Genomic DNA, 18616 nt, shown 5'->3' on the forward strand with positions numbered 1-18616 from the left:
CGCGGACAGATTCGGCGAAAGATAGGAAATTCCCCTGTTTTTATGGGTTTTATATCGAATAATCTGCATCTTTTGGACGGGAAGGAAGGAGAGAAACAAAAAATTCTATTACCTTTGCAGGAAGTTTGGTTATGAAGACTACAAGATTCAACATACTATATCCTATCATCGGGGCCTTTCTTCTGGCCTTGTTCTTCCAGGCTCCCGCATCTGCCGGGAACGACAACCGTTTTACGCTGGTCATCGACGCCGGACACGGAGGTCATGACCCGGGTGCCATCGGCAGAAACGTCAAGGAGAAGAACATCAACCTGAAAGTAGCCCTGAAACTGGGCAGGCTGGTAGAACAGAACCTGCCGGATGTGCGGGTGGTCTATACGCGCGACCGCGATGTATTCATCCCGTTACACCGGAGAGCTGAAATAGCCAACAACGTCAAAGCCGACCTGTTCGTATCCATCCATACCAACTCGCTGGCTTCACGGAACAGCCGGGTAAGCGGCGCGGAAACCTACACCCTCGGTCTGCACCGTACACAAGAGAACCTGGAAGTCGCCCAAAAGGAAAACTCAGTGATTCTGATTGAAGATGACTACAAGCAGCAATACGCCGGATTCAACCCGAACTCGGCCGAAAGCTACATCATCTTCGAATTCCTGCAGGACAAGTACATGGCCCAGAGTGTCAGCCTGGCCCAACTGGTACAACGCCAGTTCCGGAACAACGGCCGGCAGGACAAGGGGGTACACCAGGCCGGATTCCTGGTATTGCGCGAAACCTCGATGCCCAGCATCCTGGTGGAACTGGGATACATCACCAATCCGACCGAAGCCTCTTTCCTGATTTCGGAAAACGGAAGCGCCACCATGGCACGGAGCATCTATACGGCTATCGCCAACTACCGGAACCAGCAAAGGAACGTCCGCTCCGGCGGCAACCGGGAAACGACGCCGGTGACCAACATTCCGGCAGACGAAACAGACTCCGCTTCGCGGGAAGCGATACCCGAAGCACCGGCCGCCCCAGCCGACACACGCGCCCCGCAAGCAAACGGCTCCGAGGTGCAACCGGCCAGACACGCGTCGAAACAGGAAGCTTCGCGCCCGGTATTCAAGATTCAGATTACCACCTCGTCGCGGGTACTTCCGAAAGGAAGCAGGCAACTGAAAGGGCTGACTCCGGTATCTTATTATAAGGAGAACGGGCTGGTGAAATACACCTACGGCGAAGATACCGACTACAACCGGATTCTCCGCCTGAAACGTACCAAAGTGGATGCCAAATTCAAGGACGCGTTCATCATCGCCTTCAAGGACGGACAGAAGATGAACATCAACGAAGCCATCCGCGAATTCAAACGGAACAGAAGAAAATAAATAGAAACTACAAATAACAAAATGAGAAAAGAAGTAAAAATAGGTTTGGCCGGTATCGGTGCATTGCTGGTACTTTTCTTCGGTATCAACTACCTGAAAGGCGTAAACATGTTAAAGCCTGAAAGTTACTACTACGTAGAGTTTACAGACATCAACGGACTGGCCAACTCAAGTCCGGTTTTTGCCAACGGACTGAAGGTCGGTCTGGTAAGAGACATCCAATACAATTACCAGAAACCCGGCCATGTGGTGGTAGGCATCGACATGGACGAAAAGATGCGTATTCCGAAAGGAAGTTACGCAGACCTGGTGACCGAAATGCTGGGTACCGTAAAAATCAACCTGGTACTGGATTTCAACAGTACGACCTATTATGCCGCAGGCGATACCATCCAGGGACGCGCCAATCCGGGTATCATGGGAGTAGCCGAAAAGGAACTCCTGCCGAAAGTGGAACAGATGATGCCGAAACTGGACTCCATCCTGAGCTCACTCAACCAGCTGCTGGCCGACCCGGCTCTGAAGAATACCCTGCATAACGCCGAACAGCTGACCGCCTCGCTGAACGCGACCAGCAAGCAGCTGAACACCCTGATGTCGAAAGACGTTCCGGCACTGACCGGCAACATCACCACCATCACCGAAGACTTGAAACAAATCAGCGGCAACCTGAAGAATATTGATTACGCATCTACATTCATCAAAGTGGATTCTACCCTTCAGAACGTACGCCTGCTTACCGACAAGCTCAACCGGAAAGACAACTCGCTGGGTCTGCTGCTCAACGACTCGTCATTGTATAACAACCTGAGCGCTACGGCCGGCAATGCCGCCAGTCTGCTGGAAGACCTGCAGGCACATCCGAAACGTTACGTACACTTCTCACTCTTCGGAAAGAAAGACAAATAAGCGCTATATAGAAATAGTCTAAATAACAAAAGCTATCCGGACTTCCGGATAGCTTAAAAACAAACGCTTGATAATCAATAGATAAAACTAAAAGCGCACACGGATAAAAGGCAAGAAAACCAACGATTAAAATATTGATGTACAATACGTTGAAAAGTGCAAGATATCCTGTTTGAAGGTCCAACTACACTATTTTGTAAACAGTTAATTATCAATATCTTAAACAAAAGGTAAAAAAAGCAAGCAAAAACAGATTTGTTTTTCTAAAATATCCTTACGAAATTTGCAAAGTAGAAGTTTTTGCAGTTAAAAATAACAACGCACGTATGATTGAAAACAACCAGGCTGTAGCAGTGTGGAATCGTTGTCTCTCGTTCATTAAAGACAACGTGAACACGACAGCATACAATACATGGTTTGAGCCTATCGTACCACTCAAGTACGAGAACAAGGCACTTACGATTGGGGTCCCAAGTCCTTTCTTCTATGAATACCTGGAAGAAAAGTACGTGGGATTGCTTCGTGCGGCCTTGTATAAAGAAATCGGTGAAGGGACAGAGCTGATGTACTCCATCCTGACGGATAAGACAAACCATATCACCATGAATATTGAAGGGACAAAACGGTCGACCGCTTTGCCCCAGCAGCCTATACATAATGCCAACAAGGCACCTAACCCGCTACAAGCAGCCGTACCTCAGGATTTGGACCCGCATCTGAATCCGAACTACAACTTCGAGAACTTCATCAAGGGAAACAGCAACGAATTTTCACGCACGGTAGCCGAAACGGTCGCACAGAACCCGGCCCGTACGTTTAACCCGTTGTTTCTATACGGCCCTTCAGGCGTGGGGAAAACCCACCTGATCAATGCCATCGGTACACGTATCAAGGAACTTTATCCGGAGAAACGTGTATTGTACGTATCTGCACACCTTTTCCAGGTGCAGTACACAGACTCCGTGCGTACCAACCATTTCAACGACTTCATCAGCTTCTACCAGACCATCGATGTACTGATTATCGATGATATTCAGGAATTTGCCGGGGTGACGAAGACCCAGAATACTTTCTTCCACATCTTCAACCACCTGCATCAGAACGGCAAGCAGCTCATCCTGACCTCCGACCGCGCTCCGGTCATGCTACAGGGTATGGAGGAACGTCTGCTCACCCGTTTCAAATGGGGACTGGTGGCCGAGCTGGAAAAGCCGGATATCGAACTGAGAAAGAATATCCTGCGGAACAAGATCAAGAAGGACGGACTGGTCATTCCGGAATCGGTTATCTGCTACATTGCCGAGAACGTGAACGAAAGCGTGCGTGAATTGGAAGGTATCGTGAACTCCCTGTTGGCTCAATCCATTCTGTTCAAGCGCGAAATCGACCTGGAACTGGCTCAACGCATCGTGAAGAAAGCGGTGAAATGCGCGGAAGTCAAACCGATTACCGTAAACGACATCATCGAAAAGGTATGCAGCCACTACAAGATCGATACGTCCGCCATCCACACCAAGACCCGCAAGCGCGAAGTGGTACAGGTAAGACAGGTAGCCATGTATCTGGCCAAGAAGCATACCGATACTTCTTCGTCGAAAATCGGCCAGCTCATCGGAAACAAAGACCATGCTACCGTACTCCATGCCTGCAAGATGGTGAAAGACCAGGTAGAGGTAGACAAGGCCTTCAAGAACGAAATCGAAGAAATCGAAGCGACCCTTCGGACCAAATAACGGAAATGTTCCGTAAGCAAAAAGCCCGGACTGAAACACGCGTTGTTCAGTCCGGGCTTTTTACTATTGTTCCGGCCTCAGTCCAGGAATCCCTGTTGGCGCAAAGTCTCCAGCAAGACCTTCGAAATCTCTTCGTTTGCGGCCTTCGTATAGCGGTAGTCGGTGAATACCTGAGCCAGATTCTCCGTACGATTCACCTCCACGAAATGCCGGTTCTCGGGCATGGCCTCCTTCTCCGCATAAATCCGGTCGATATCCTGTTCTCCGTATGCCCGATAAGTCTCCTGGTGAATCAAGCCCTCGATGGGAAGTCTCTCCGGTTGGGCCGGACATTCATCGGGATAACCTACGGTAATGGTCGCAATCGGTACAACCAGCTTCGGCAATTCCAAAGCCTCGATCAGACCGCCGGCAGAATATAGGGTGGTACCCAGGTAGCAGGTGCCCAATCCGGCTGCCTCGGCCAGTGTACAGAAATTCTGGGTAACCAGAAGCGTATCGCTTGCCGCGTTCAGGAACGAAAGGAAATTATCGTATCCGGGATTGGCGTTCCGCTGGCGACACCACTGGCAGAAGCGGTTGAAATCGGCGCAGAAGGTAAGCACGACCGGCGCCGAAGTCACCATCGGCTGGTTGAAATGAAACGGAGCAATCCGTTCCTTGCGTGCCGAATCACGGGTTACAATGACACTATAGAGCTGCATGTTCCCCATTGTGGGCGCACGGAAAGCCTCTTCCAGCAACTCATTCAACAACGAATCGGGGATGTCCTGACTCGTATACTTACGTATGGTACGTCTGTTTTTAATTGATTCCATTTTCACTCGATTTATTTCCTTACAAACTTACATAAATCTCAGCTAATTTCATACCCTTGGAACGAAAAAACATACCTCCGGCCCCGTCCTGTCCGAAGCGGCTACAAACAGGCACTTCCATTTCCTCCGGATGCTCCGGAACAGGCAGAAGAAGACATCATTCTGACAGGCTATAACATAAACTTTGAATTATGCAAGTTTTCAGTTTTGGAAAACTTTTAATTAACATTGTAAAAATAGTATGTTGTATATCAGCATTTTAAATTTGCTTTTTGGAAAAGTTTAAATAGTCCATGTAAGTTCCGGAGATTTTATTTTGTGAATTGAAAAAACATCTATAGCTTTGTACCGTCGTAGTTATTGAAAGCACAACTTCTACACTTTTGCTTTAATCGACAAACCAATTATCAATATATCAACCGTGGAAAAAAAGACGTATAGCTACGACGAAGCCTTCAACGCTTCGTTGCAGTATTTCAATGGAGACGAATTGGCTGCACGAGTGTGGGTCAATAAATACGCCGTAAAAGATTCGTTCGGGAATATCTACGAGAAATCGCCGGAAGATATGCACTGGCGCATCGCCAATGAAGTGGCACATATCGAAGCCAAATACCCTAACGGACTCAAGGCGGAAGAATTGTTCAACTTGTTCGACCATTTCAAATACATCATCCCTCAGGGAAGTCCGATGACCGGTATCGGCAATGACTTCCAGGTAGCTTCCTTGTCCAATTGCTTCGTAATCGGTCTGGACGGTTCGGCCGACTCCTACGGTGCCATCATCCGCATCGACGAAGAACAGGTGCAACTGATGAAACGACGCGGAGGTGTGGGTCACGACCTGTCACACATCCGTCCGAAAGGTTCTCCGGTAAAGAACTCTGCCTTGACCTCTACCGGTCTGGTTCCTTTCATGGAACGTTATTCGAACTCTACCCGCGAAGTGGCACAGGACGGACGCCGTGGAGCACTTATGCTGACCGTATCCATCAAACATCCGGACTCGGAATCCTTCATCGACGCCAAGATGACGGAAGGCAAGGTGACGGGTGCCAATGTTTCGGTAAAGCTGGACGACGCCTTCATGCAGGCCGCCGTAGACAACCAGACTTATACCCAACAATTCCCGATTGATTCCGACCATCCCGCGGTTACGAAAGAAATCAATGCCGCCGCCTTGTGGAAGAAGATTGTCCACAATGCCTGGAAATCGGCCGAACCGGGCGTACTTTTCTGGGACACCATCCTTCGCGAATCGGTGCCCGATTGCTACGCCGACCTGGGATTCCGTACGGTTTCTACCAACCCGTGCGGCGAAATTCCACTTTGTCCGTATGACTCCTGCCGTCTGCTGGCCATCAACCTTTACTCGTATGTAGTCAATCCGTTCACTCCGGAAGCCTATTTCGATTTCGATCTGTTCAAGAAGCACGTCGCATTGGCTCAGCGCATCATGGACGACATCATCGACCTGGAGCTGGAGAAGATCGAGAAAATCATGGAAAAGATTGACAGCGACCCGGAAAGCATCGAAGTCAAAGGTGCCGAACGCCACTTGTGGGAAAAGATTTACCGCAAGTCGGGTATGGGACGCCGTACCGGAGTAGGTATCACCGGAGAAGGTGACATGCTGGCCGCCATGGGATTACGCTACGGAACCGAAGAAGCCAGCGATTTCTCTGAAAAGGTACACAAGACCATCGCACTGGCGGCCTACCGCTCCTCCATCAACATGGCCAAGGAACGCGGTGCCTTCGAAATCTACGATACCAAACGCGAAAAGAACAACCCGTTCATCAACCGCCTGAAAGAAGCCGACCCGGAACTGTACGAGGAAATGGTGAAATACGGACGCCGGAACATCGCCTGTCTGACCATCGCTCCGACCGGTACCACCAGCCTGATGACACAGACTACTTCGGGTATCGAACCTGTCTTCATGCCGGTATACAAACGCCGCCGGAAAGTCAACCCGAACGATACCAACGTCCACATAGATTTCATCGACGAAACAGGTGATGCTTTCGAAGAATACATTGTCTTCCATCACAAGTTCCTGACCTGGATGAAAATCAACGGATACGATCCGGACAAGCGCTATACCCAGGAAGAAATAGACGAACTGGTGGCCAAATCACCTTATTACAAAGCTACGTCGAACGATGTCGACTGGCTGATGAAAGTGAAGATGCAGGGACGCATCCAGAAATGGGTGGACCATTCCATCAGCGTCACCATCAACCTGCCGAACAATGTCGACGAAGAACTGGTGAACCGCCTCTACGTGGAAGCCTGGCGTTCCGGATGTAAAGGATGTACCGTTTACCGCGACGGTTCACGTGCCGGCGTGCTCCTCTCTACCAAGAAGAAAGAAGAAAAGAAGGCCGATACGGCTGCCGTAGACAAGTTGCTCAAACGTCCGCAAGTGGTGGAAGTACGTCCGAAAGTACTGGAAGCCGATGTAGTACGTTTCCAGAACAACAAGGAGAAATGGGTGGCCTTCGTGGGTCTGCTCGACGGACGTCCCTACGAAATCTTTACCGGTCTGCAGGACGACGAAGAAGGTATCCTGTTGCCGAGATCAGTCACTCACGGACGTATCATCAAGAACTACGACGAGGACGGCGTAAAACACTACGACTTCCAGTTCGAGAACAAGCGAGGCTACAAGATGACCATCGAAGGCCTGTCCGAGAAATTCAATAAGGAATACTGGAACTACGCGAAACTGATTTCAGGCGTCCTCCGCTGGCAGATGCCGATTGACCAGGTCATCAAACTGGTAGGTTCCCTGCAATTGGATAGCGAGAACATCAACACCTGGAAGAACGGTGTGGAACGTGCCTTGAAGAAATATGTTCAGGACGGTACCGAAGCCAAAGGCGTGAAATGTCCGAATTGCGGCAACGAAACCTTGGTTTACCAGGAAGGTTGCCTCATCTGCAAGACCTGCGGTTCTTCACGTTGCGGATAAACCATCATCAGCACTATCACTTCCCGATAATAACAGAGGCTGTCTGTTTCCTTCATGGATTACAGACAGCCTCAACTTTTATATCCTGTTCCGGCATGAAGCATGCCGGGAAGAAACATCTCCGGAAAGCGATATCAATACCACGTAACCGAACTACCCGTATTACTACGCTGATCCCACTTCAGGGCATCCGTCAGCATACTGGAGTTGGCACGGATAGAGAAGTTGTACGAGGTGAACGGACCGAATACCAGACCACAACTCATGTTGAAGCAATGCAGGTCACGCGTAATGTTCAGCGTCGTCATTGACATCTCCTTCGTCGTAAAATCATAACCGGTAGAATAGTTCATGTTCCAACGGCTACCAATCTTGAAGTTACCCGAAACATTCAACGAATGGGTCAACGAATACGGATAACGCATTGTCTTGATGTTAATGTCTTTCGTCCGGTCTTCACGGATACTGTAGCTATAACTCAAGCTGATGCTCCACGGGAACTTGAAGGCCAGGTAACCATCCGCATCCGTCGCCGCACTTTCCGTCTTACGCATACCGGAATTATTGGTTTCCTCTTCCTTCTGCTCTGCATTCTCCGCATTGTCATCGTCCTCGGACTCTTCTTTCTTCTTATCGTCTTCTCCCTTATCTTCCGACTTGCCGAACAGCTTCTTGAACGTATCGTTATTCAGGGTATACGAGAAAGAACCGCTATATCCCTGGAAACGGCCGAAACGTCCGTACGACCATTCGGTACGATCACCTACCACCACATTACCCTGGTCATCGAACTGATAGGCGTACGTAGCAAACGAAGCGTTCATATTGAAGGTATACGATTTGGTCAGTTTCAGACGCACGTTCATACTCAAGTCACTCCACTTCTTGTTTGCCATATCGTAAGAAAGCGAAGCACCCAACTGGTCAATCAGACTGATTTTCCGATAGCCCGTTGTATCCTTATCCGACTTCATCTTCATCTCCAGGTTATTATCCACCGAGAAACTGATGTTCTGGGACATCGTCTTTCCAGGAACTCCGTAACTCATTCCTTCAAATGGAGAATACTCTACGGTACGTACCTCACCGTCTTCATCCGTATACGTATACGTATCGTAATATCCGTAACGCGAAGCTCCGAAATTCGGGGTATACGTGTAACTTACCGAAGGAGAGAACACGTGACGTATCTGGATTTCCTTACTCTTCATGAACAACGGCTTGTACATACCATAAAGCTTGGTATTCATCTGCAAAGCCAGGTTATAGTCGTACAACCGGTAGAAACCGCTAACGGTATCCCGTTTCACATGGTCTGTAGAAGCCGGACTCGGGTCGTAGCTTCGGGTAATCTTGTTCAGGTACCACCGCTCGGTATAGTTGAACGACGGAACCAGATTGATGTATTTGAACAAGGTAAAGGTAGCCGTCACCGGAATCTTATGCTGCATACCGTTCACCCACTGACGCATCGGGGTCTTAAAAAGCAGATTGTCCTTCGTATCTACCTTATTCGTCATACTTCCGGTATATTGCAACGAAATCTTCTCGTACCAGCGCTCGTTACCCGCCGCCTTTTTCCGTTTGAACGGATAGATACGGTTCAACGCGATGTTGACATCCGGAAGGGTCATCGTTACCGAGGAGTCGCGCGTATTCTGCGTAATGTTGAACGTACTGGAGATATTCAGACCGATTTCCGGAAAGTTACGTGAGTAGCTCACACTGGAAGCCTTGGTATTCTGCGAATATTGTTGCGGATTGTAAAGACTGCTCAGGTTCGACTGGTCGTAACTACTGGTGGCGAAGTTCACACTGGCCGAGAAGGTGCTGTTCGGATTGGCCTTCGCGTCCTGACGGTGGCTCCACTGAATCTTGAAGTCCTTCGATACCGCATAGTCCGGCATCCCCTTGTCACCGGTCTTCGTCACCAGGTAACTGGCATTGAATGTACCGCTATACTTGTAACGCTTGTTATAATTGGAAGCCGCCGAAAGTCCCCACGAACCTTTCGTAAAGATTTCGCCCAGCACTTTCAGGTCCATCCGGTCGCTGATGGCAAAATAATAACCACCGTCACGCAGGTAGAAACCACGGTTCATTTCATCACCGTAGGTCGGCATGATGAAACCGGAAGAATAGCTGCTGTTGAACGGGAAGAAACCGAAAGGCACGGCAATGGGAAGAGGCACATCCTCTACCACCAGCTGGGCCGGACCGAATACTACATTCTTCTTCGGGCGCACCTTCGCCATCGATAGTTTCAGGTAAAAATGCGGATGCTCATGGTCGTCGCACGTGGTATATTTTCCGTGACGCATGTAAATCTCGTCGTTCGGACCCTTCTTGGCCTCCTCACTGGTCACATACCCTTCACCCTGCTGAGTGATAATGCTATTGATGAAACCTTTCTTCGTCTTGAAGTTATAGCGCATGATTTCAGATTCGTACGGCGTTTCGCCATCCTTGAAGACCGGCGTTCCGGTTGCCACCCCTGTAGAATCCTCCACACCGCGGGCAAATACCGTACTGCTATCCATATTCATGGTAATGACGGCCGAAGTCAACTCGATATTCTGGTAATTGACCTTTCCGTTTCCATACAGGTGGGCAAATCCTCCACGGGTAAACACGATGGAGTCACTCGCCTCGTATACCACCGGGGCATCCAACGGGTCTTTTTTCTTTGCCGTATCACTCCCCACCGTATCCAATGCAAGCGAATCTACCAATAACGAATCTCCCTGTATAGAATCCGAGACTGACAGGCTGGAAGGTGTACGTCCTCTCTTTCCCTTAACACGCTGTGCCTCTGCATAGAAAGAAAAAGAACATCCTAAAATAAACAAAGCCGTCAGCAGATATGTTATTCTTTTAAACGATGTCATCATCAAATATTTACGCAATGTGCGTACAAAAGTACACAATCTCACTCAAATAAACATAAAAGCCCGGCTTTTTAATGTATTTTTAGGACTACAAAAAGAGTCTGCACCAGTTATCGAAGCGGTCCAGACCCTCTTTTCCGTACTTCTGGATGCTTTTCCGTGCCTTTTCCACACTCTTTTCACGGTCCAGATGGGTTTTGGAGAAGAATTTGTCGGCAAAACAGATGAGTTGCTCTTCCAGGCTGACCGGCACAAGTTCCCTGTGCGGTACCGGAAGCCCCTGGCTGATGATGCTCTGTAGTGTCAGACCGGCTCCCGTATGCCGTTCACACACCAGCGCATGCTTCGGGAAGCCTTCCTCACGCATCAGGTCAGCTCCCAGGTATCCGTGACAGATATACGGATAATGTCCCATGCAATAGATTTTATCGGCATCGGTCTTGAAGATACCGATGTCGTGAAGCATGGCCGCCTCTTCAATAAAGGGTATATCGAGCTCGAGTTCCGGATGTTTCCGAGCCATAGCCAAAGCCTTATCGGCTACCGAACGGCTATGAGTTACCAGAATATGTTTCAGTTCATTATCCAACGGATAATACTTGTCTATGATTGCATACGGATTCATATACTTTTCCTTTTTTTACTTTTTATCACTACGGATGTAAGCGTATTTTTAGCTATCGTGATAACAAAGATATAAAAAATAATCGGAAAAATACCAACGGAATTCTTCCGGTTCAAAACTTACGGGAACAGATTCAAAAACATCCGCATCCGATTCAAAAAAATTCCCGAACGCTTGCCGTCATCCGGAAATCGTCTATCTTTGTCTACCAGAACGTTATAAAAGGACAAAGCACTATGAAACATCTCTGTACATACCTCCTCGCATGGATATGGATTTTCGGGCTGGCCGTTACGACCGCCTACGGAGAAGACCTGCGCACCGGAGCCGACCGGACGGAAGCCTATCTCCCGCTTCTGAAGGGGAAACGGATTACCCTGGTAGTGAACCAGACCTCGCGGATAGGAGAAACACACCTGCTGGACACACTTTGCGCCCTGGGCATACGCCCCGTACAGATACTGGCCCCGGAGCACGGATTCCGAGGGACGGCCGATGCGGGCGAAACGGTCCGGAACGGGAAAGATGCCCGTACCGGTGTACCCATCTATTCCCTGTACGGGAAGAACAAGAAGCCTCAACCGGAACAATTGCAACGGACGGACTGGGTGGTGTTCGACATCCAGGATGTGGGCGCCCGCTTCTATACCTACATCAGCACATTATATTATGTGATGCAGGCCTGCGCCGAGCAACACAAGCCCCTCCTCCTGCTGGACCGCCCCAACCCGTGCGACTACATCGACGGACCGGTGCTGAAAAACGGCTACAAGAGCTTTGTGGGCATGTTCCCCATTCCGGTATTGCACGGATGTACCATCGGAGAACTGGCCCGGATGATGAACGGAGAAGGCTGGCTGGGAAACGGACTGCGGTGTGAGCTGACCGTCGTTCCGGTAAGCGGATGGCAACACGGCCAACCGTATTCGCTCCCGGTAAAACCCTCGCCCAACCTACCGAACGACCAGGCCATTGCCCTCTATCCTTCCCTGTGTCCCTTCGAAGGAACTCCTGTCAGCGTGGGAAGAGGGACGGCAAACCCCTTCCAGGTTGTCGGAAGCCCCGTTACACGGGATTTCCCCTACTCGTTCGTACCGAAGCCGACGGCCGGATCTGACAAGAATCCGCTACAGAACGGAAAGACCTGCTACGGACTCGACCTGCGCCAGACGACTCCCCCCGCCGGATTCTCGTTGGAGTACGTCCTCCGATTCTACCAGGCCTACCGGAAAGCCGGGCAAGGTGACAAATTCTTCAGCCGTTCCCGTTTCTTCGACCTGCTGATGGGAACCGACCAGGTACGTCTGGACATCCTGAAAGGAAAAGACGAAACCGGAATCCGCTCCGCCTGGCAGGCCGACCTGGACAAGTACCGGACCTTGCGGAAGAAATACCTGCTCTATCCGGAACCGGCTTCTTCCGTTTCCGGCCAATAACCCATAAAAAAAGGTGGGACACACTCACCGAGAGCACTTCCCACCTACACAAACAAACTCAAACTCCACCTGGTTATTTACCACCGTAACCAGGATTCTGTTCCAGAAGATTATTTGCCCCTATGATGCTATAATGAATCGGGAACCGATTCAGATACTGATTATTAGTCGCTTTGTGGTCCCACCAGTCTTCGGTTACATAGGCACCCCAGCGAACCAGGTCTGTACGACGGCGTCCTTCGCCCAGGAATTCGAGTTTCCATTCCTTCAGCATACGGTACTTGTCGAGGTTGGCGGCGGTTACAGGGTCCGGATCAACGCCATCGGCAAAGTTACGCTTACGTACGGCATTGATCAAATCGGCAGCCCCTTGCTTGTCGCCGGCACGCATCTTGCACTCAGCCAGGGTATAATAGATTTCACTCAAGCGAATCACAGGAATATCGGGATTGTACATCTCCTTATACTCGTCGGCATTCGGTCTCGGACTCCGCTTCATCAGACGTACGCCGGAATCCTCTTCGCCCGTAGCGATGGTAGAAGGCAACTCATCCACACTCGCATATTCCTTTCCGACCTTGGTAAAACAAGCTATCTGGTCACGGATGACAAGCGGCTGACCGATATAGTCTCTCGCTCCGACACAGACCCAATCCGGATGATCAGGATTGACCAGCTTGCCTACGACAAACATGCCACGGTACTTTCCACCTTCCTCATAAACATATTGCTGCTTACGGACATCCTTATCGTCGTAACCTTCATAGTTATTACTCAAGTTGAAGTGATACAGGTTCCCTTTCGGGTCACGGCTAGGAATCAGACAACTTCCGTTGTCCGCATCGGAATCCTTCAGGCCACCCAGGAAGCCCTTGTAATTGTAAGGCATGGAAGGTTTCCAATAACATCCGTCGGTCTCCAGCTTGGCATTCTCACTGGGGAGTGTCCAGATGATTTCGGGACAGGTTTCATTCCGGAAACCGAAGATGTCGGTCCAGTCGGTTGCCAATGCATAATTTCCGTACTTTCCATCGATGATATCCTGGCAAATCTGGGCGGCCTCCTCATACATCGGTTTCCCGATATAGGCCTCCGCATTGAAATAAAGCTTGGCCTTCAGAGCGGCGGCTACGGCCTGATGGACCGTGTTGGTCTCCATGGCTCCCAGTTCCGTCTTCACGGGTAATTCCGGAAGCGACTCGGTCAGCAACGAATCGATGAAATTGAATGTCTCCACATCGGTAGACCGAGGCAGGACCTCACTTTGGGTAGTCGTATAGAGCGGAACTCCCCCGAAGAAATCCAGCCCGTCCAAGTAAAAGGAAGCGACCAGTGTATTCATCTGGCTCAACATGGACTCTTTGGTTCCAGGCTCAAAACCCAAGGATTCGAAGTCAATCTTCTGCAAATCCTCCAGCGCGTCCCAGGACAATGCGATTCCCATCGAGAAATTCGTCCATCCATTCGCAATGCTGGTCATGTCTTCGGTATACTCATGGTGATGAAACTTCTGATAGACCGCCCCGTCGTACCAGTCGCTGCCCCGGGTCGGGACACAGAACTCATCCGTACCGAGTTCCTGCAACTCCCACCGGGCCCTGTCTTGGGCAATCCACCATCGCCAATGGGTGAAAGGTCTGTTAAACCGTTCCCAAACCGCCTCCTGCGAAGAGTAGAACGTTTCGGGCACTACTTGAGAATAAAACGTCGGCTCTACATTACAGGAAGTTCCCATCGTCAAAAAGAACAGACTTCCTACAATTCCTGATTTTATAGTAAATGCTTTCATAGCTATGTATCTTAACTTTGTTCAGTCAATATCATTTTAACCATCATACTCAGAAAGAGATTTGCAATCCCAATGTATATGTTCTTACCAACGGGTAAAGTCCGTCGAAACGTTCCGTACCCTTATCCCAGCCGGCAATATCGACCTCAGGGTTCACGCCGCTATACTTGGTGAACATACCCACATTTCCTACCGTAGCATAGATACGGAGCTTGTCGAGCCATTTGGAATACTCTTTCAACGAGAGTGAATATCCCAAAGAAATGGCATCAATCTTCAGGAAAGTACCATCTTCCAGGTAATAGTCGCATATCTGTTTCTCACCCCGGATGTGGTTGAACTTTCCATAGGCTTCCTTCAGCACATTACACTCGTCGATTCCCTGGATACCGAAATACATGTTGATCATGTTGTACACATCGAACTTAATCCAGCTACGCATATTGATACTCAAGTCAAAGTTCTTGTACATGAATGAGTTATTCCATCCCAGCATAATCTTTGGCACGTAATTGCCGATGTATTGCTTGTCCGCTTCGGTCTTCTCGGCGGCAGGAATCACCTCTCCTTCCTTGTTGTACAACAAGAAATTACCGTCATCGTCAAATCCGGCAAACTTCCAGAGGTAGAAAGAACCGATGGTAGAACCTTCCTCCATTCTGGCGGCATCGCCCGGTGTACCCGGAGCCGGGAATGAGTTTCCATTGTAGTAAGTATTGTTTCCCCATAACGTAAGAATCTTACCGGTGTTATGAGCCAGATTCACCTTGGAAGTCCACACGAAGTCTTTGTTCCGGATGATATCACCCCCTATTTCGAATTCCCAACCTTTACTTTCCATGGCTCCGATGTTCTGCCATTGCGTTCCTTGGGTAAATGGAGGTTGAGGTACCTTCACCTCATAGATCATGTTATCAATCTTGCGGCGATAGTAGTCGAACTTACCGTAAAGACGGTTGTCGAAGAAGGAGAAATCCAATCCGATGTTCCATTCCTTTTTCTCTTCCCATCCCAGGTTTTCGTTGATATTCTGCGTCTTACCATAAGAATAGGCCCAGGTTCCGTTAGGCAGCATCCAGTAAGCATCCGAACCCAAGACATTGGCCATGAAAGAGGAGCTGAAATCATTGTTACCTGTCACACCATAACCGAAGCGGAGTTTCAGGTCGTTTACCCAATCGGCTTTCTCCATGAACTTTTCGTTGGAAATACGCCATCCACCGGACAACGCCCAGAAATTTCCCCACCGGTTCTGAGCCGAGAATTTTGACGAACCTTCATGACGGATGGTTGCCGTCACCATATATTTGTCGTTATAGGAATAGTTCGCACGGGCATATAGCGCAAACAAGCGTTCCGTGATGTTCTTTCCGGAACCCATTCCGGCTTTACCGTCACTCAGGTACGAACCTTTGCCGATATCCCAGAAACGGATTCCTTCTACATCGAAATTGTAGTTTTCGGCATAAAAGTTTTCACCGTTGTTTTCAAAGTAAGAATAACCTGCTACGGCATTCAGGCTATGTCCTCCTTCCAGCTCCTTCACGTATGTGGCGTAACCTTCCGAAGTCAGGTTCTCGGTCTTACTGAACTCCAGTTTAGCCCATCCGGTACGGCTGTTGTTCACTTCATCCAGGTGATACCGGGAACGGAACTGGTGAAGCTCCCACTGACGGCTCTCATAACCGATGGTCTGCGTGTACGACAGGCCAGGTATGGCCTTGACATTCAATTTCAAGGAAACTTCCGGTTTGAACCACTTGTCAAGTCCTTCGTAATCGTACAAGGCCGAATTGGCCAACACGTTGTAATCCAAGGTCTCGCCCGTCCATACATTGTATCCGCTCTCGCTATCCGGATCGTAAGGAGAACGAGTCGGGTTGTTTCTCAAAGCCTGCTGGAAATTAGGCCAGTTGTTATTTCTCCATGCCTGACGGTAATCCACGTTCGGCCGGATTTCGAGCCATCCGTCAAACAATTTGAAATTCGCGTTGATTCGCCCTCCGTAATCCTGTCGGGAATCATCAATGGCGATACCTTCGTTCTTCTGATAAAAGAAGGAAGTGAAGATCTGGGCATTTTCCGTTCCCAACTCCAGCGTCAGGTTGTGTTTCTGAGAGAAATTGTTGTCATTGATCAACTCTTCCCACCAATCCACATCATCTCCATAATCGATTCCGACGTTATGAGCCCTGTATTCATCGGCGCTCAGCATTTCCGGTTTTCCGTAATCCTGCTTCTTGGAGAGTTCTGTACTATAAGTCAATTTGGCTTTCCCGTTCGTATTCGATCCACTCTTGGTCGTAATCAGGATAACTCCCGAAGCGGCCCGTGTTCCGTAAATGGCTCCGGCAGAGGCATCCTTCAGGACATCAATCGATTTCACATCGTCCAGATTGATGGAACGGATATCACCCCCCGGAAAACCATCGATGACAATCAAGGGCGAACGTCCGGCATTGATAGAAGTCATACCACGCAACTGGATAGTCGTTCCGGCATTCGCGCTACCGTTGTTCTGCAACAACAATCCACTGATCTTACCCTGCAGGGAGGTCGTAATATCGGCTCCTCCAACCCCTTTCATCATATCATTTGCGGAAAGAGAAGTCACGGCACTGGTCACCTGTTTCTTCTCCATGGTTCCGTATCCTACCACAACCACCTCATCCAAGGTTTCCGAATCTTCGGACAAGGTGACGCGGATGAGATTCTGGCCTTTTACCGGCACCTCTTTCGTCTTATAGCCGATAAATGATATTTCCAGAACGGCATTGGCCGGTACATCCTGCAAGACGACCCGTCCGTCAATATCTGTTACATTCCCGTTTGTTGTTCCCTTTACCAATACATTGGCTCCAATCAGTTCTCCCGCATTGTCAGATACGACTACCGTCACCTTCTGATGCTGCTGGGCCATTGATTTTTCATTCAAATCACGATGGGAGGCCGATAAATCTTTAGCTTGCAAGTTAACCGTTGTAATCCCCAATAACCCCGAGACAAGCAATACCGTCACTTGCCTGAACGAAGTACAACGCATGCCTAAGTTATGTTTCTTTCCAGATATCATAATCAAAATATTGTAGAATAAACAAAAATTAAAGGATTGATTCTCAATAGTAGTTGTTAATATTCTGCCTTAATGAAAGGGGCATCCAGCAGATAATCGATGCTCTCTCTCACACTCTTCAGTACGTCATCCGTACTATATGATTCTATCTCGGCTACAATGTCTTTTACACCTGCCACATCCGCATTCCGGAAAATCGCGTCGTAACCAACCATACCGCTTTGTCCGATTTCCCGATGGTCTTTCAGATGCAACATTCTGAAACGTCCCGGATACTTGTGAAAATAATCGACCGGACTATTCTGTCCTCTTACCACCCAATATACGTCCATTTCGAAAAATACATATTCAGGGTCTGTGTGTTGCAACAGATAATCCATCATCACCTCACGGTTTTCCACTTTCTGGAATTCATGGGCATGGTTATGATAACCGAATTGTAATCCGGCTGCCTTGCAACGTTTACCTATCTCGTTGAAATACTTGCAATAAAGATCCAGGTCCTTCACCGTTTTGGGAACTTCCAGATAAGGGAATACGATGTATTTCATGCCAGCTTCCTTGTGGTCGGCTATACACTGGTTCCACCAGGCCAATGCCTCAGACAAATCGCCGGTCTGCAATTCATGGGCATTCAGCGCACGGCTACAATGCGAAGACAATACCTTCATTCCGGCATTTTCCACATCGTGCTTGAAATCGGACGGTTTACGTCCATAGAATTTACCTTCGCCGTAATAAGCTGCCTCTACCGAAGTATACCCCATATCAGCCAGACTTTTCAATGTCTTGAGATACACATCAGAAGCTTTGCCGTCTTTATTGACATCATTAATCAGACTCCGTACGGAATAAAGCTGGATTGTTATTTCTTTTTTGGCCTCTTTTTCCGGATGAGCCATAACGAACTGGAATGGAATCAAGAACAGGATTCCAAGCATCCAAAAATAACATTGTCTTTTCATAGATAAGATTAGGAATTAAGCAGTTCC

The 18616-nt window shown here is 49.0% G+C and carries 11 protein-coding genes; 5 read left to right on the plus strand and 6 right to left on the minus strand.

The window, feature by feature from the left end; translation table 11 throughout:
• Positions 1 to 131 precede the first annotated feature (131 nt).
• The 3 genes from C510_RS0101560 to dnaA all read left to right on the plus strand — a co-directional run bounded on the left by C510_RS0101560 (position 132) and on the right by dnaA (position 4018).
• Positions 132 to 1376, plus strand: coding sequence for an N-acetylmuramoyl-L-alanine amidase family protein (locus C510_RS0101560; RefSeq protein WP_018709580.1), 1245 nt, complete (start codon positions 132 to 134; stop codon positions 1374 to 1376).
• A 21-nt stretch (positions 1377 to 1397) separates the two neighbouring features.
• On the plus strand, positions 1398 to 2285 hold the full coding sequence (locus C510_RS0101565; RefSeq protein WP_018709581.1) for an MlaD family protein: 888 nt from the start codon (positions 1398 to 1400) through the stop codon (positions 2283 to 2285).
• A gap of 326 nt (positions 2286 to 2611) precedes the next feature.
• Positions 2612 to 4018: a chromosomal replication initiator protein DnaA gene (dnaA, locus tag C510_RS0101570; RefSeq protein ID WP_018709582.1), complete on the plus strand. Its 1407-nt coding sequence runs from the start codon at positions 2612 to 2614 to the stop codon at positions 4016 to 4018.
• Between the two features lie 77 nt (positions 4019 to 4095).
• Here the strand turns inward: dnaA and C510_RS0101575 are convergent, their stop codons facing one another.
• Complete coding sequence (locus C510_RS0101575; RefSeq protein ID WP_018709583.1) at positions 4096 to 4836, minus strand: nitroreductase family protein; 741 nt, start codon at positions 4834 to 4836, stop codon at positions 4096 to 4098.
• 421 nt (positions 4837 to 5257) lie between these two features.
• Between C510_RS0101575 and C510_RS0101580 the strand changes: the two genes are divergently transcribed.
• A complete protein-coding gene (locus C510_RS0101580; RefSeq protein ID WP_018709584.1) occupies positions 5258 to 7813 on the plus strand; it encodes an adenosylcobalamin-dependent ribonucleoside-diphosphate reductase in 2556 nt (851 codons plus the stop codon).
• A gap of 134 nt (positions 7814 to 7947) precedes the next feature.
• Here C510_RS0101580 and C510_RS0101585 read toward each other — a convergent pair whose 3' ends face one another.
• Positions 7948 to 10701, minus strand: a complete 2754-nt coding sequence (locus tag C510_RS0101585) for a putative LPS assembly protein LptD (RefSeq protein WP_025892108.1) — start codon at positions 10699 to 10701, stop codon at positions 7948 to 7950.
• Positions 10702 to 10789: 88 nt separating this feature from the next.
• Positions 10790 to 11326: an HDIG domain-containing metalloprotein gene (locus C510_RS0101590; protein WP_018709586.1), complete on the minus strand. Its 537-nt coding sequence runs from the start codon at positions 11324 to 11326 to the stop codon at positions 10790 to 10792.
• Positions 11327 to 11562: 236 nt separating this feature from the next.
• Between C510_RS0101590 and C510_RS0101595 the strand changes: the two genes are divergently transcribed.
• A complete protein-coding gene (locus C510_RS0101595) occupies positions 11563 to 12762 on the plus strand; it encodes an exo-beta-N-acetylmuramidase NamZ family protein (RefSeq protein ID WP_018709587.1) in 1200 nt (399 codons plus the stop codon).
• Positions 12763 to 12835: 73 nt separating this feature from the next.
• Here C510_RS0101595 and C510_RS0101600 read toward each other — a convergent pair whose 3' ends face one another.
• From C510_RS0101600 to C510_RS0101610, 3 genes are all read right to left on the minus strand, one after another.
• Complete coding sequence (locus C510_RS0101600; RefSeq protein ID WP_018709588.1) at positions 12836 to 14551, minus strand: RagB/SusD family nutrient uptake outer membrane protein; 1716 nt, start codon at positions 14549 to 14551, stop codon at positions 12836 to 12838.
• A 49-nt stretch (positions 14552 to 14600) separates the two neighbouring features.
• On the minus strand, positions 14601 to 17471 hold the full coding sequence (locus C510_RS0101605; RefSeq protein WP_018709589.1) for a SusC/RagA family TonB-linked outer membrane protein: 2871 nt from the start codon (positions 17469 to 17471) through the stop codon (positions 14601 to 14603).
• A gap of 209 nt (positions 17472 to 17680) precedes the next feature.
• Positions 17681 to 18589: a sugar phosphate isomerase/epimerase family protein gene (locus tag C510_RS0101610; RefSeq protein ID WP_026320059.1), complete on the minus strand. Its 909-nt coding sequence runs from the start codon at positions 18587 to 18589 to the stop codon at positions 17681 to 17683.
• Between the last annotated feature and the right edge of the window lie 27 nt (positions 18590 to 18616).

This window comes from Phocaeicola barnesiae DSM 18169 = JCM 13652, assembly GCF_000374585.1.
Taxonomy (GTDB): Bacteria; Bacteroidota; Bacteroidia; order Bacteroidales; family Bacteroidaceae; genus Phocaeicola; species Phocaeicola barnesiae.